The sequence below is a fragment of the Streptomyces sp. NPDC017940 genome, from assembly GCF_044328435.1.
GTDB lineage: Bacteria > Actinomycetota > Actinomycetes > Streptomycetales > Streptomycetaceae > Streptomyces.
In genome coordinates this window covers 66,956-79,525 of record NZ_JBIRHJ010000004.1, presented here as the reverse complement: position 1 = coordinate 79,525, position 12,570 = coordinate 66,956, and the positions used below count along the sequence as shown (strand labels likewise).

General features: G+C 70.9%; 11 protein-coding genes. 6 read left to right on the top strand and 5 right to left on the bottom strand.

Going from position 1 to position 12,570, the window contains the following annotated elements:
• Window positions 1-5: 5 nt before the first annotated feature.
• Window positions 6-1,169, bottom strand: coding sequence for a serine/threonine protein kinase (locus tag ACH4DX_RS14830; protein ID WP_398122507.1), 1,164 nt, complete (start codon window positions 1,167-1,169; stop codon window positions 6-8).
• A 301-nt stretch (window positions 1,170-1,470) separates the two neighbouring features.
• On the opposite strand from ACH4DX_RS14830, the gene ACH4DX_RS14825 reads away from it, so the two are divergent.
• The 4 genes from ACH4DX_RS14825 to ACH4DX_RS14810 all read left to right on the top strand — a co-directional run bounded on the left by ACH4DX_RS14825 (window position 1,471) and on the right by ACH4DX_RS14810 (window position 5,691).
• Window positions 1,471-2,769 carry an extracellular solute-binding protein gene (locus tag ACH4DX_RS14825; RefSeq protein ID WP_398122506.1) on the top strand — a complete coding sequence of 433 codons (1,299 nt, stop codon included), beginning with the start codon at window positions 1,471-1,473 and terminating at the stop codon, window positions 2,767-2,769.
• Window positions 2,759-3,673: a carbohydrate ABC transporter permease gene (locus tag ACH4DX_RS14820; protein ID WP_398122505.1), complete on the top strand. Its 915-nt coding sequence runs from the start codon at window positions 2,759-2,761 to the stop codon at window positions 3,671-3,673. The genes ACH4DX_RS14825 and ACH4DX_RS14820 overlap by 11 nt, the downstream gene beginning before the upstream one ends.
• Window positions 3,670-4,524, top strand: coding sequence for a carbohydrate ABC transporter permease (locus tag ACH4DX_RS14815; protein WP_398155339.1), 855 nt, complete (start codon window positions 3,670-3,672; stop codon window positions 4,522-4,524). The genes ACH4DX_RS14820 and ACH4DX_RS14815 overlap by 4 nt, the downstream gene beginning before the upstream one ends.
• 66 nt (window positions 4,525-4,590) lie before the next feature.
• Window positions 4,591-5,691 carry a radical SAM protein gene (locus ACH4DX_RS14810; RefSeq protein ID WP_398122503.1) on the top strand — a complete coding sequence of 367 codons (1,101 nt, stop codon included), beginning with the start codon at window positions 4,591-4,593 and terminating at the stop codon, window positions 5,689-5,691.
• 175 nt (window positions 5,692-5,866) lie between these two features.
• Here ACH4DX_RS14810 and ACH4DX_RS14805 read toward each other — a convergent pair whose 3' ends face one another.
• The 3 genes from ACH4DX_RS14805 to ACH4DX_RS14795 all read right to left on the bottom strand — a co-directional run bounded on the left by ACH4DX_RS14805 (window position 5,867) and on the right by ACH4DX_RS14795 (window position 8,566).
• Complete coding sequence (locus ACH4DX_RS14805; protein WP_398155338.1) at window positions 5,867-6,922, bottom strand: mevalonate kinase; 1,056 nt, start codon at window positions 6,920-6,922, stop codon at window positions 5,867-5,869.
• Window positions 6,919-7,413, bottom strand: a complete 495-nt coding sequence (locus ACH4DX_RS14800; protein ID WP_398122501.1) for an NUDIX domain-containing protein — start codon at window positions 7,411-7,413, stop codon at window positions 6,919-6,921. The genes ACH4DX_RS14805 and ACH4DX_RS14800 overlap by 4 nt, the downstream gene beginning before the upstream one ends.
• A 61-nt stretch (window positions 7,414-7,474) precedes the next feature.
• A complete protein-coding gene (locus ACH4DX_RS14795; protein ID WP_398155337.1) occupies window positions 7,475-8,566 on the bottom strand; it encodes an NAD-dependent epimerase/dehydratase family protein in 1,092 nt (363 codons plus the stop codon).
• A gap of 207 nt (window positions 8,567-8,773) precedes the next feature.
• On the opposite strand from ACH4DX_RS14795, the gene ACH4DX_RS14790 reads away from it, so the two are divergent.
• Window positions 8,774-10,423: a hypothetical protein gene (locus tag ACH4DX_RS14790; protein WP_398155336.1), complete on the top strand. Its 1,650-nt coding sequence runs from the start codon at window positions 8,774-8,776 to the stop codon at window positions 10,421-10,423.
• Window positions 10,424-10,451: 28 nt separating this feature from the next.
• On the opposite strand, the gene ACH4DX_RS14785 is transcribed toward ACH4DX_RS14790, so the two are convergent.
• On the bottom strand, window positions 10,452-11,684 hold the full coding sequence (locus tag ACH4DX_RS14785; protein ID WP_398155335.1) for a phosphatidylserine/phosphatidylglycerophosphate/cardiolipin synthase family protein: 1,233 nt from the start codon (window positions 11,682-11,684) through the stop codon (window positions 10,452-10,454).
• Between the two features lie 294 nt (window positions 11,685-11,978).
• On the opposite strand from ACH4DX_RS14785, the gene ACH4DX_RS14780 reads away from it, so the two are divergent.
• Window positions 11,979-12,557 carry a TetR/AcrR family transcriptional regulator gene (locus ACH4DX_RS14780; RefSeq protein WP_398155334.1) on the top strand — a complete coding sequence of 193 codons (579 nt, stop codon included), beginning with the start codon at window positions 11,979-11,981 and terminating at the stop codon, window positions 12,555-12,557.
• Window positions 12,558-12,570: the final 13 nt, after the last annotated feature.

Genomic DNA, 12,570 nt, shown 5'->3' with positions numbered 1-12,570 from the left:
CGGGCCTAGAAACGGCCGTACCTGCGCGGGAAGTAGTCCTCGAGCGCGCCGTCCCGCTCGATGTCGACGGTCGCGCAGTGCAGCCCGCCGCCGAACGGCCCCACCGCCCGGAACGGCACCGGCACGATCTCGAACCCGTACGCCGACAACTGCTCCGCGAGCCGTACCTCCTTCTCCTCGATGCACAGGGTGTTCTCGTCGAGGTTCAGCATGTTCCCCGCGAGCCACGGACTGCTGAAGGACAGCTTCGGCGGGTGGTCCCAGCTCGCCGGCTGCACCGCCTCGACGATCTCCCAGTCGTTGAGCTTGAAGAACTCCATCAGCTCGGCGTCGGCGAGCCGCTCCCCGCAGTGCAGCACCAGCCCCGGACGCAGCGGCACCCAGGTCGCGTCGATGTGCAGCGGGTGCGTGTTGGTCGAGGTGACCGCGTGCACCCGGTGGTCGGGGAAGTGCCGCCGCAGCCAGTCGAAGCCGCTCCTGTTGGTGACGAACGACAGCTGCACAAACAGGTCCCTGCCGAACCGTGCCACGTCGGCCGCGTCGAACAGCGGCTCCGCCTCGGTGAGGACCAGGTCGTAGTCGCGGACCCGGGCCAGTTGCACGTCGGTCGGCAGGTCGTTGTAGGTGTCCCAGAACCCGGTGTGGTACGACGCGTCCGTGAGCCGGGGCTTGGGGGCGGCCTCCCAGCGCATCCGCTCGTCGGACTCGAAGAGTTCCTGGAGCACCGGTCGATAGCACAGGTACTCGAACCAGCGGCTGCGGTAGGACATGGTCGCTTCCAGGACCTCGTTGCCGACCGTGAGGAGCAGGTCCCGGGGTGGCATGCAGCCGAACATCGAGTCGTGCGTCCACTCCGGCGTGCTCACCCGCTGGGTGAAGTCGACAGGTGTGGGGCGGTCCACGCGGATGCCGCGCCGGCTCAGCATGTCGGCGAAGTCGTCGAGCTGCTGATCGGCCTCCGCCACCATGTCGGCCGGCATCGGGCCGTGCGTGCCCAGCGGGAAGCCGTCGTCGGGGTAGTCCCTGCGCACCGCGTGCTCGGGGGCCTGCACCACGGTGCCCTGCGCACGGCCGACTATGACATGGCGCAGTGGGTCCCAGCCGTTCCAAGAGTTGACCCGCACCGGGCGGGCGGGGATGTCGGATCCGGTCGTCCTCTGTTCGGTCACGTACAGACCCTCCGGTCGAAGTCGCGGAAGTGCCGCTGAGGGCAAACCTGCGGCCCCGCTCCGTCACCGTCAAGAGCCACTCCGTCACCCGACGTCGCGTTCGCGTCAGCGTGGCCGGAGTGTGGTCCCTTGGTGTCCTGGGACGGACGGTGCGCACAGGGCGCAACGTGCCGGGTGCGAGGGAAGTGCCTACCGCTGTCTTCCGGCCGAATTGCCCTCGCGTCGCGCGGACCCGCGAAGGGGTGGGTAAGGAAAGATGCGGTCGCCGACCTCACACGCCCCGACGCACGGAGGATTTCCGATGGCACTGCGCATGCCCGGCCGGTCCCTAGTACTGGGAGCCGTCCTCCTGCTCACGGCGGCCGGGTGCGGCTCCGGCGGTAACGACGGCTCCGGCGGAGGGGGAGGAGGCGGAAACAAGCTGACCGTGTGGCTCGCGGTGGACGCCAGGGAGAGCTGGCCGACACTGGTCGCCTCCGCCAACAGCCGGTTCGCCAAGGAGCACCCGGGGGTGAAGGTCGACGTCCAGTACCAGCAGTGGACGACGAAGAACCAGAAACTCGACGCGGTCCTGGCCGGCCGGAACGTGCCCGACGTGGTGGAGATGGGCAACAGCGAGACAACCAACTACATCGTCAACGACGCCTTCGCGCCATTGGACCCGAAGGGCTTCGACCACTCCGGACAGTGGCTGCCCGCGCTCACCGACGCCTGCCGCCACGACGGCCGGACCTACTGTGTGCCGTACTACGCGGGTGCGCGCGTCGGCATATACCGCAACGACTACTTCAAGCAGGCCGACATCACCCGGGCCCCGCGCACCTATGCGGAACTGACCTCGGCCCTGGACAAGCTGAAGGAGAAGTTCGGTTCCAAGGACCCCCGCTTCTCCGCGTTCTACATGCCCGGCCGCTACTGGTACGCCGCCATGGCCTTCGTGAAGGACGCAGGCGGCGAGATGGCGGTCGAGAAGGACGGCCGCTGGCACGGCGCCCTCTCCGCACCCAAGTCCATCGACGGCCTCACCACCTGGAAGAAGCTCTTGGACGACTACTACGAGGGCGACCGCGCCAAGGACAACAGCGACCAGCCCGCCGTCGTCGGGCAGGGCAAGGTCGGCGTGTTCTACGGCAACACCTGGGAGGCACAGGCCGCCACCGACCCCCGCTCCGGCGGAGACCCCGGACTGAAGGGGAAGTTCGCCACCTTCGCCTTCCCCGGCCCCTCGGGCAAGCTGCTGCCGCCCTTCCTCGGCGGCTCCACCCTCGCCGTGCCCGCCAAGTCGGCGAACAAGGACCTCGCCGCGGACTGGATCCGCCTCTTCACCGACCGGAAGTCCCAGCGGCAGATGATCGCCGCCAACACCCTGCCCAACAACACCGTCCAGCTGGCCGACGTCGCCGCCGACGGAGTCAACGGCCCGGCGGCGCAGGCCGCCACCCGCGGCTGGGTCACCCCCCTGGCCCCCGGGTGGACCTCGGTGGAGAAGTCCAACATCCTGCCCGAGATGCTGGAGCGCATCGCCTCCGGCAAGGCGTCCGTCCGGGACGCCGCCCGGGAGGCGGACCGCCGGATCGACGACGTGGTCAATGAGCGCTGAACCGATCCGTCGCCGACTGCGCTCCGCACTGCCGTACCTCCTGATCGCCCCCACCGTGCTGGCACTCCTGGTGGTGCTCGGCTACCCGCTGGCCGACATGGTGACGCTGGCGTTCCAGGACATGACCCGCAAGGAGCTGTTCAGCGGCGCGGCCCCGCCCTGGGCCGGTCTGCGGCAGTTCCGGACGATCCTCGGCGACGGGTTCTTCTGGACGGTGGTGCTGCGCACCGTGCTGTTCGCCGCGGTGTGCGTGACCCTGACCATGGTGCTCGGACTGCTCGTCGCGCTGCTGATGCGGCGGGCCTCGCCCTGGGTGCGGGCAGTGCTCACCAGTGTGCTCGTCGCCGTGTGGGCGATGCCGGTGATGGTGGCGGCAGCCGTCTTCCGCTGGCTCTTCGACGCCGACTACGGAGTGGTCAACTGGTTGCTGTCACTGCTTCCCGGCGTCGACCTCGACCGGCACAACTGGTTCACCGACCCGTGGCAGGGCTTCGCCGTGATCGCCGCGGTCGTCGTCTGGGGCTCGCTGCCGTTCGCCGCCATCACGCTACGGGCGGCGCTCGCCCAGATCCCCCCGGAGCTGGAGGAGGCCGCCGTCATAGACGGTGCCCGCCCGTCACAAGTCTTCCGGTACGTCACCTTTCCCGCGGTCAAGCCCGTGTTCGTGGTGGTCACCACGCTGATGACCATCTGGGACTTCGGGGTCTTCAACCAGGTGTGGCTGATGCGCGGCGGCCAGCCCGAGCGCGAGTACTACCTGCTCGGTGTGTACTCCTTCATCGAGTCGTTCGCCGTCAACCGCTACAGCACCGGAGCAGCCATCGCCGTGGTCACCGTCGTCCTGCTGCTCGCCGGGGCCGTGGTCTACCTGCGGCAGATGATGCGGCTTGGAGAGGCCGAATGACATCAGGACAGCGACGCAAGGCCCGGCCCGGGCGCCCGCCGCGGCGCCGCTACGACGTTCTCGGCCTCCTCGTGGCCGCTGTCGTCGGCTTCCCCGTCTACTGGATGGTCCTCACCGCGTTCCGGCCCGCCACCGATATCCTCAGCCTGCCACCGGAGTTCTGGCCGAGCAGTCCCACACTCGACAACTTCGCGCGGGCGATGGGCACGGAGACGTTCTGGGCCAACGTGCGCTCCAGCGCCGTCATCGGTGCCGGTACCGTCCTCGCCTCCCTGCTGGTGGGCACCCTTGCCGCATTCGCCCTCGCCCGCTTCCGGTTCACCGGACGCAAGGCGTTCGTCATGGTGATCCTCACCGTCCAGATGATCCCCCTCGCGGCCCTCATCATCCCCGTCTACCTGCTCCTGAACGAAGCGGGCCTCACCGACAGCCTCGCCGGTGTCATCCTCACCTACCTCGTCTTCACCCTGCCCTTCACGGTGTGGATGCTGCGCGGCTTCGTCGCCGCCATCCCGGTGGAGCTGGAGGAGGCGGCGATGGTCGACGGCTGCGGACGGCTCGGCGCGTTCGTCCGCGTCGTCCTGCCGCTGCTCGCTCCCGGCCTCGTCGCCACCTCGGTCTTCGCGATGGTGCAGGCGTGGAACGAGTACGTCCTCGTCTACGTCCTGCTGTCCACTCCCGAGAAACAGACGCTCAGTATCTGGCTGGTCTCGTTCCAGACCAGCTTCGGCACCGACTACGGCGGTCTCATGGCCGGAGCCACACTCACCGCCCTGCCCGTCGTGGTCTTCTTCCTGGTGCTCCAGCGCAAGATCGCCGCGGGACTCGCCAGCGGAGCGGTCAAGGGCTGAGCCCCCGACCCCGCCCGGCGCGGCCCGTCGGCGACACCCTGTCCCACCCCCGTGGAGGAGAACACCGTGACGCACGACCGCCTCGACCTCGTCAGCAAGCTCTACCAGCCCTCGGGCTGGCCCCGGGTCCTCCAGGCCGCCTCCGGTAAGCCCTCCCGAGCCCCGCTCGTCGTGGACCTCGACCCGACCACGTTCTGCGACCTCGCCTGCCCGGAGTGCATCAGCGGCAAGCTCCTCAACCAAGGCCGGTTCACCCCCGAACGATTAGTCGCGCTCGCCGAGGAACTCGTCGCCCTGTCCGTACGGGCCGTGGTCCTCATCGGCGGCGGGGAGCCACTCGCCCACCGGGGCACCCGCCGCGTCCTGACCATCCTCGGCGAGGCGGGCCTGGCCGTGGGAGTCGTCACCAACGGCACCATGATCAAGCAGAACCTCGCCGAGCTCGCCCAGTACGCCACCTGGGTCCGCGTCTCCGTCGACGCCGGCACCGAGGAGACGTACGGTCTGTTCCGCCCCGACCGCAAGGGCCGCAGCGTCTTCGACAAGGTGATCGGGAACATGCGGCTGCTCGCCGCGGAGAAGAAGGGCGCTCTCGGCTACTCCTTCCTCGTGATGTCACGCCGGGAACCCGACGGCCGCACGGTCACCAACCACCACGAGGTGCTGCGCGCGGCCGAACTCGCCCACGACATCGGCTGCGACTACTTCGAGACCAAGGCCATGTTCGACGACGACCACCACGTCGTGCAGGTACCCACGGAGATACTGGAGTCCGTCGACCGCCAGCTGGCCGACGCCGCCCGCCTGGAGAGCGACCGCTTCCAACTCGTCAACTCCTCCACCCTCGCCTCCCTGCGCACCCGTGTCGGCCCCGTCCAGCCCAAGGACTACCACCGCTGCCGCATAGCCGAGCTCCGCACCCTCATCACCCCCTCCGGGGTGTACGTGTGCTCCTACCACCGCGGCAACCCGCTGGCCAGGATCGGCGACGCCGTCACCGACGACCTCGCCGACATCTGGCAGGACTCGGACCGGGGCATCGTCGACCCCAGCAGGGACTGCCGGTTCCACTGCGCACGGCACCGCTCCAACCTGGAGCTGGAGCGCATCGACCGGCGCGAGACCGCCGGACCTCCGCTCCAGCAGGACTACGACCCGTTCATCTGACCCCCCGCCAGGACACTTCCGACACCTGGCACTTGCCAGCCGACACCTGACAGCCGACAGCCGACAGCCAAAGGCGTCCGGTGCTTCCCCTTCCCCGTACGCATATGTACGGGGAAGGGGAAGCACCGGACGCCGCCGCAGTGCACGAACGCCCGCCGCCGCACTCCGGCGGTGGTCAGGGTGCGGCCCGCCGCTGCCTCCCTCCCGGTGCGGGTGCGGTCGCCGACACCGGCGCCAGTGGTGAGGCGGCGTGCTCCGCCCGGTCTCCACCCGCCGGCACCGGCACCCGGCGGGCGCCCGGGGCCGCGTGCGCCGGGAGCACCCTGGCCTGCGGATGGGCGACGCTCAGCGCCCGCGTCAGACGCGCCGCCGTCTCCTCCACCGCGTCGGCCCGGCACACACCCACCAGCGCACCGCCTCCGCCGGCCCCGCTGAGCTTCAGCGGCAGGTCTGCGGCGCGCAGTGCGAGCGACCGCAGTTCCTCCAGGAGCGGCGTCGACATCCGCTGCTGGTCCCGCATGGCCCCATGGGCCAGGACCATCGCCGCCCCGAGCCCCGGCAGGTCCCGGTCGCGCAGCGCCTCCCACACCCGCCCCGACGCCTCGTCGGCCACCGCCCGGTAGACGGCGAGCGCCGGGTCGCGGGCCGCGAGCTGTGCCCGTACGTCGCGGATGTGGTGCCTGGTGTCCTTGCGGGTCCCGGAGTCCACGACGAGGACCCGCCACTCGGCAGGGAACTCCAGCCGCTCCCGCACGGCAGGGAGCCCGTGCTCGCGGCCCTCCAGGAGCAGCGCGCCGCCCTCGACGACCGCCAGGTGATCCATGCCGCCGCCGTGGAAGACGGCGAACTCGAACTCGTACGCCCACTGGGCGAGCGTGTCGTCGCCGACGCTCCTACCCGTGAACGAGGGGTCCGTGAACGCCTGGAGGAGCGCCACGATCCGCGCCGTGGACGACGAAAGGCCGCTCGCCTCGGGTGCCTCGCTGCGCACGGTGACAGCGGGCGGGCGCGGACCGAGGCCGGGCAGCCGCTCGCGCAGGAACGTCCACACCTCCCACGACCAGTCGTCCGCCGCCCGTCCGTCCTGAGCGGGAGCGGGCACGGCCTCCACGGTCGTCGTCAGGGAGAGCGCGAGACTGACCGAGCGACCGCCGCCGAGCCAGTCCAGGTCCTCGCCGGACAGGCAGGCCCGGCAGGGCACCACCGCGCGTATCGGATGTATGGGGCTCACCGGGCCTGGAACCTTCCCTCCGTACGGAACTTCTCGTACATGGACAGCACCACCGCCGTCGGCGGGTGCAGCGGCTGGAGCGGGGCGTCGAGCGGCCTGAACACGGCCCGGCGCACCTCGTCGGCGCCCGGGGACAGCTCTCCCGACCAGCGGTGGGCGACGAAGCACAGAGCGAAGCAGTGGGTGACGTCCCCGTTCGGGTAGGTCAGGGTGTGCACCCGCGGATCGGACAGCGTCCCGAACGCCACCAGGTCCTCCCGTTCCACCCGCAGACCGGTCTCCTCCGCGACCTCCCGCACCGCGGCGTCCGCGAAGTCACCCCCTTCCTCGCAGGCGCCCGCCGGAAGCTCCCACACCCCGGTGTCCACGCGCTGCTGGAACAGGCCGCGGCCCGCCGCGTCGATCAGCAGCACCTGCGCGCCGGGTACCAACAGCGTCCTGGAGCCGACCTTCTGGCGCAGCGACCAGATGTACGAACCGGTGTAACTCATTCCGTGCGTGTCTCCTCCGTCGCCGTACCCGCGTGCCGCGGGCCTGTCCGGGCGTGGCTCCTCACACCTCCTCCGTCGCTCCGGCCAGCCAGCGCGGGGTGGCGTCCGGTGTGGCGAGCAGCCAGCGCACATACCGGTCCACACCCTCGCGGACATCGATGCCCGCCTGCCAGCGCAGAAGATCCCGGGCGCGTCCCGTCGAGGCGTAGCCGCCGATCGGGTCCCCCTCGGGCCGGGGGGTGACGATCCGCTGTGCCCCGGGGAAGTACGGGGCGATCAGGTCGGCGACCTCGCGGACCGACGTGGGCACGCCCGTGCCGATGTTGACGGTCTGCGAGGCCATCTGTTCCTCGGTCAGGGCGAGCGCGGTGGCCTCGGCGACGTCGTCGACGTGTACGAGGTCACGGATCTGGACGCCACCGCCGTTGAGCCGCATCGGCCGGCCGAGGCGCGCCTGGAGGGAGAGCCAGGGCACCATCCAGGAGTGGCTGCCCTTCTTGGGTATCTGCGGCTCGCCGTACACGGAGAAGTAGCGCACCACCGCGTACTCGGTACCGCTGGCCGCGTTCAGCATCAGGCGGGTCTGGTGCTCCGCCCAGAGCTTGGAGTTGGCGTACACGGACATGGGGAAGAGCGGCTGGTCCTCGTGGAAGACCTGCGGGCCCTCGGCGGCCGGTGCGCCGTCGCCGTAGACGGACGCGGAGGAGACAAGGACGAGCCGGCCGACGGCGGACCGGGCGGCCTGCTCAAGGACGACCTGGGTGCCCTCCACATTGGCGCGGAAGGCGATGTCGGGTCGTCGGGTGCAGGCGGCGACATCCGCGTAGGCGGCGGCGTGGACCACGAAGTCGGCGTGCCGTAGCAGCGCTCCGACGGTGTCGGCGTCGCGGACGTCGCCGACCACCAGGCGGGCGTCGCCGCGTGCCACGCCGAAGAGTTCGTGGCCGGGCTCGGGGTAGGCGTCCATGCGGTCGAGGACGGTCACGGTGGCTCCGGACCGCTGTAGCACGGAGACCAGCCTGCTGCCGACCAGGCCACCGCCGCCCGTCACGACGACGCGGGCGTCGCGGAGCTTCTCCAGCCGGGAGCGGACGGTCTCCTCGGCGACGTCGACGGTGGCGGCCGCAGCGGACAGGCTGGGTAATGCGGGCATGGGAGCCCCTTTCCGATATCAGGAAGGAAGGCACGCGAACCTCTGGGCTCGGCGTGCCGGGCCTCAGGATCGGTGGCTCGGTCCTGCACCTGCCAGAGGGCCATTTCGGCACTCTTGCGGCGCGCCCGCGCCCTCCGTAATGTCCGGGACCAGCGGGTTTCGCACTCGCGCCGGCACGGCTCGACCGATCCGGAAGACGGAGGGCAGATGGCACCTCAACGACTCAGCGCGGTGGTCATGACCCACCCCAGACGCCGGGCGGCAGCCGAGAAGCTGACGCTCAGCGCGCCACCCGGGCTGCTGCGGGTCGTGATGGACCCCGACCCCACCGGCACCCCCTCGGTGCTGCGCACCGCGCTCGCCGCTTGGTCGGCGATCGACGAAGGAGCCACCCACCAACTGGTGGTTCAGGACGACATGACGTTGTCCGAAAACTTCTTCGACCGGGTCCGGTCCGCCATCGCGGCACACCCCGAGGCGGCCCTGGCCCTGTTCGCCCTCTGGGACTCCCGCAACGGGGCGGCCGTGCGCTGGGGATCGATGGCGGGCGCCCGCTGGGTCGGCGCCGTCAACGAGTACTTCCCGTGCGTGGCCATCGTGCTCCCCCGCACGGTCGCGGAGGGCTTCGTCGCCTACGCCCGGCCCCGGCTCGGCGGCTGGCCCGACGACATCCTGATGCACCGCTTCCTCCGCGCGACCGGCGTCCCGCGCTACGTGGCCGTCCCCAACCTCGCTGAACACCAGGACCACGGTTCCCTCTCCGGAAACGCCTTCCGCGGCCCGCGCCGTTCGGTGTGCTTCCTGCCGGGGGACAGGCCGGACGCGGAGGGCCGGACCGTCCCTGCCCCCGACGCGCTGCCCTTCCTCAAGTACGGCGTCGCGCAGTGCGCGGTCCGCGTCCCGGGCCCCGGCCCCGAACGCCGCCTGCACCTGGACACCGAGCAGTACCTCCGCGGCGCCGGACTGCCCGCCTCGCTCCTTCGCCCGCCCGGCCCCGGACCGGCCGCGCCCGATGTGCGCGGGACCTGGCTGACCGCCCTGGCCATGGGCTTCGAAGCGGCCCGCGCCGGACTCCGCGCGCCGTCCACGGAGTCGCCCGCCTACGCGGAGTCGATGGCCACGATCGGTACCGGCGGCATCAGCAACACCAGCACGGAGGAACACCTCGCACGACGCCGCGAGCCCCTGGCCGAGGTGGCGCGCCGGGCGCTCGACGCCGGACGTGAGGCCGCCGCCCACCGCGTGGGCCGCCGCCCACGACGGCGGGGCGGCCCCGTATGGCGAGCGGCGGCGAACCCCCTCGGCGAACACCTGGCCCGCAGACTGGCCGACCTGGGGGAGCCGTCCGACGCGGTGATCGACCTGACGCGCCTTTGGACCGCCGAGCCCGCGGTCACCGTCCGCGCCGACGACGACTCCACTCCCTACACACTGACCGTGGGCGAGCTGTACGGACCAGGGTGCTCCCGGCACACACCCATCGGCCGCATGGTGTGGGACGCGTTGCGCAGCCGTCCCGTCACGGTCGCCGGCCCCCCGGACGCGGAAGTCCGTCCCCTGCACGTCAACGACCTGGCCGACGCCATCGCGGCGGTGCTTAACACCCGCCCCGCGAACCACGACCTGACGGCCGCACCCGAGAAGCCCTCCACCGCGGCAGAACTGGCTCAGGCCGTACACGACCACGTACGACCCGTCCCCTTGCAGGAGACGCCGGACGAGGAGCCCGGGTGGCACACCCCGGCCGGCGTCGCCGAACAGCCCCCGGGCTGGACACCCGCCACGGGCCTGCCTCGCGGACTGCACAGTTTCGCCCAGTGGCTCGCCTACGAGGGAATCCTGTTGGAGCCGAGCTGACCGCGGGTCCCCGTCGATCGGGGAGGGTTCACAGGAAGCGGCGGATCGGCTGGACGGCGGCCTCCCGGGCCCGCTGGAGGACCGAACGTCTCCGCCACCGGCCCTCCCTGATCAGCTCGCTCGCCGCCATGTCCGCCTCGAAGTGCTCGTCGAGGGTGGCGGTGAACTCCTCGTCCAGGACGGCGAGCATGACTTCCTCGTCGTGGTCGAGCGAGCGGCGGTTGAAGTTGGTCGAGCCGATGAGCGTGGCCACGCGGTCGACGGTGATGACCTTGGCGTGCATCATCGTCGGCTGGTACTGGTAGATCTTCACGCCACAGGCGATGAGGTCCTCGTAGTAGTGCTGGCCCGCCAGCTGGCACACCCGCTTGTCGGTGTGCGGCCCCGGAAGCACGATCTCCACCTCGACGCCGCGCCGCGCCGTCGCACACAGCAGCTCGATGAAGTACGCGTCCGGTGAGAAGTAGGCGGTGGCCAGGCGGAAGCGCTCCTCGGCGGACTGGAGCAGCACGCGGATCAGGGTCTGCATGTCCTGCCAGCCGAAGCTGGCCGAGCCGCGCACCACCTGCACGACGGCGTCGCCCTGCGGACGGTGCTCGACGAAGCGGTCCCGCTCGTCGAAGAGCTCGTCGTGGCACTCGGCCCAGTTCTGGGCGAACGCGGCAGCGATCCCGTCCACGGCGGGGCCGCGGACCTCCACATGCGTGTCACGCCACTCGTTCTCGTTGCGCGCGTCACCGCACCACTCCTCGGCGATCCCGACCCCACCGGTGAACGCGGTCTCCTCGTCGACGACGAGCACCTTGCGGTGGCAACGGTGGTTCTGCTTGAGCGGCGAGAGGTACAGCGGCTTGCGGAACCACGCCACCTGCACACCGGCACGCTCCATCGCGTCCAGCTGCTCCGTCTCGATGAGCCGGCTCCCGAACCCGTCGAGGAGCAGCCGCACCCGCACCCCGGCACGGGCCCGCTCCGCCAGCGTCTGCGCGAACTGCCGGGCGATGTCACCCTTCCAGTACACGAACGTCATCATGTCCACGGTGTGCTCGGCACGGCGGATCCCGGCCAGCATCGCGGCGAAGATCTCATCCCCGTTGCGCAGGGGGATGAGCTTGTTGCCCTCGGTCGCCGCGATTCCTATCAGCCGCTCCAGACGCCGCCGTATCCGCGCCACACGGGCATCGCAGGACGGCGCGTCGGTCGCCGACGGCGCGTCGGACTTCCGCTGCGGCAGCTCGGACGGCTCCTGTGTACGGGTCATGACATCCCCTGGCCGGTACGCGACGAAAACACATCTGGCCGCAGTGCCCGGTCCGGCGCGGGCTGAGCAGCCAGCCGACTGTACCCCCCGGGCCGGGGGGCTACGCGACTGCTACGTTCCGTGGCCGTGAACAACGGGTACGTGGCCACATGGAATCCCCGGTGTCCGCAACGGTGTGCCGCTGCCCGCGCCCCCCTGCCCGCTGCCCGCTGCCGTGTCTGACCGAGACCGGCTCGGCCTCGACCGCTCACGGACGTTCTTGAGCGTGCGATCCAGATAGGCTACGGTTGCCCCATGGCGAGGACCCGGGAGTTCGACACCGAAGCGGCGGTGAGCCGCGCCATGGAGCTGTTCTGGACGCGCGGCTATGAAGCGACGTCGGTACGGGACCTGACCCGGCACCTGGGCATCGGGCAGGGGTCCTTGTACGCGGCCTTCGGCGACAAGGACGGCCTGTACCGAGCCGCGCTCGAGCACTATCGCACGACCCTCGCGGCGGCCGCCCTGCGCGACCTGGAGGAGGGCGCGGACGCCCGCTCCGCGGTCCGTACCCTGCTGACGGAGCGCGTCCGCATCGCCGTCGGGCACGACGGCAGGGGCTGCCTGGCGGTGAACGCCGCCTGCGAGCGCCTCCCCGAGGACGCGTCGATCCGGCGGATCGTGCGGGACATGCAGGACGCCGGCAGGGACGCGCTGGCCGAGGTGCTGCGCGTGGCGGTGGAGCGGGGCGACATCGCGCCGCGACACGACCCGCTCACCCTCGCCGCGTTCCTCGTCACCGTCCTCAACGGACTCCTGGTGTCCTCGAAGGTCACGCCGGACCTCCATGCCCTCGAACCCGTCGTGGAGGTCGCGGTGGCCGCCATCGGGTGATTTTTCCTTACCC

Bases quoted from the DNA above. Each gene is read 5' to 3' on its own strand.
- ACH4DX_RS14825 (WP_398122506.1), top strand. From the start codon at position 1,471: ATGGCACTGCGCATGCCCGGCCGGTCCCTAGTACTGGGAGCCGTCCTC.
- ACH4DX_RS14820 (WP_398122505.1), top strand. From the start codon at position 2,759: ATGAGCGCTGAACCGATCCGTCGCCGACTGCGCTCCGCACTGCCGTAC.
- ACH4DX_RS14815 (WP_398155339.1), top strand. From the start codon at position 3,670: ATGACATCAGGACAGCGACGCAAGGCCCGGCCCGGGCGCCCGCCGCGG.
- ACH4DX_RS14800 (WP_398122501.1), bottom strand. From the start codon at position 7,413: ATGAGTTACACCGGTTCGTACATCTGGTCGCTGCGCCAGAAGGTCGGC.
- ACH4DX_RS14795 (WP_398155337.1), bottom strand. From the start codon at position 8,566: ATGCCCGCATTACCCAGCCTGTCCGCTGCGGCCGCCACCGTCGACGTC.
- ACH4DX_RS14790 (WP_398155336.1), top strand. From the start codon at position 8,774: ATGGCACCTCAACGACTCAGCGCGGTGGTCATGACCCACCCCAGACGC.
- ACH4DX_RS14785 (WP_398155335.1), bottom strand. From the start codon at position 11,684: ATGACCCGTACACAGGAGCCGTCCGAGCTGCCGCAGCGGAAGTCCGAC.
- ACH4DX_RS14780 (WP_398155334.1), top strand. From the start codon at position 11,979: ATGGCGAGGACCCGGGAGTTCGACACCGAAGCGGCGGTGAGCCGCGCC.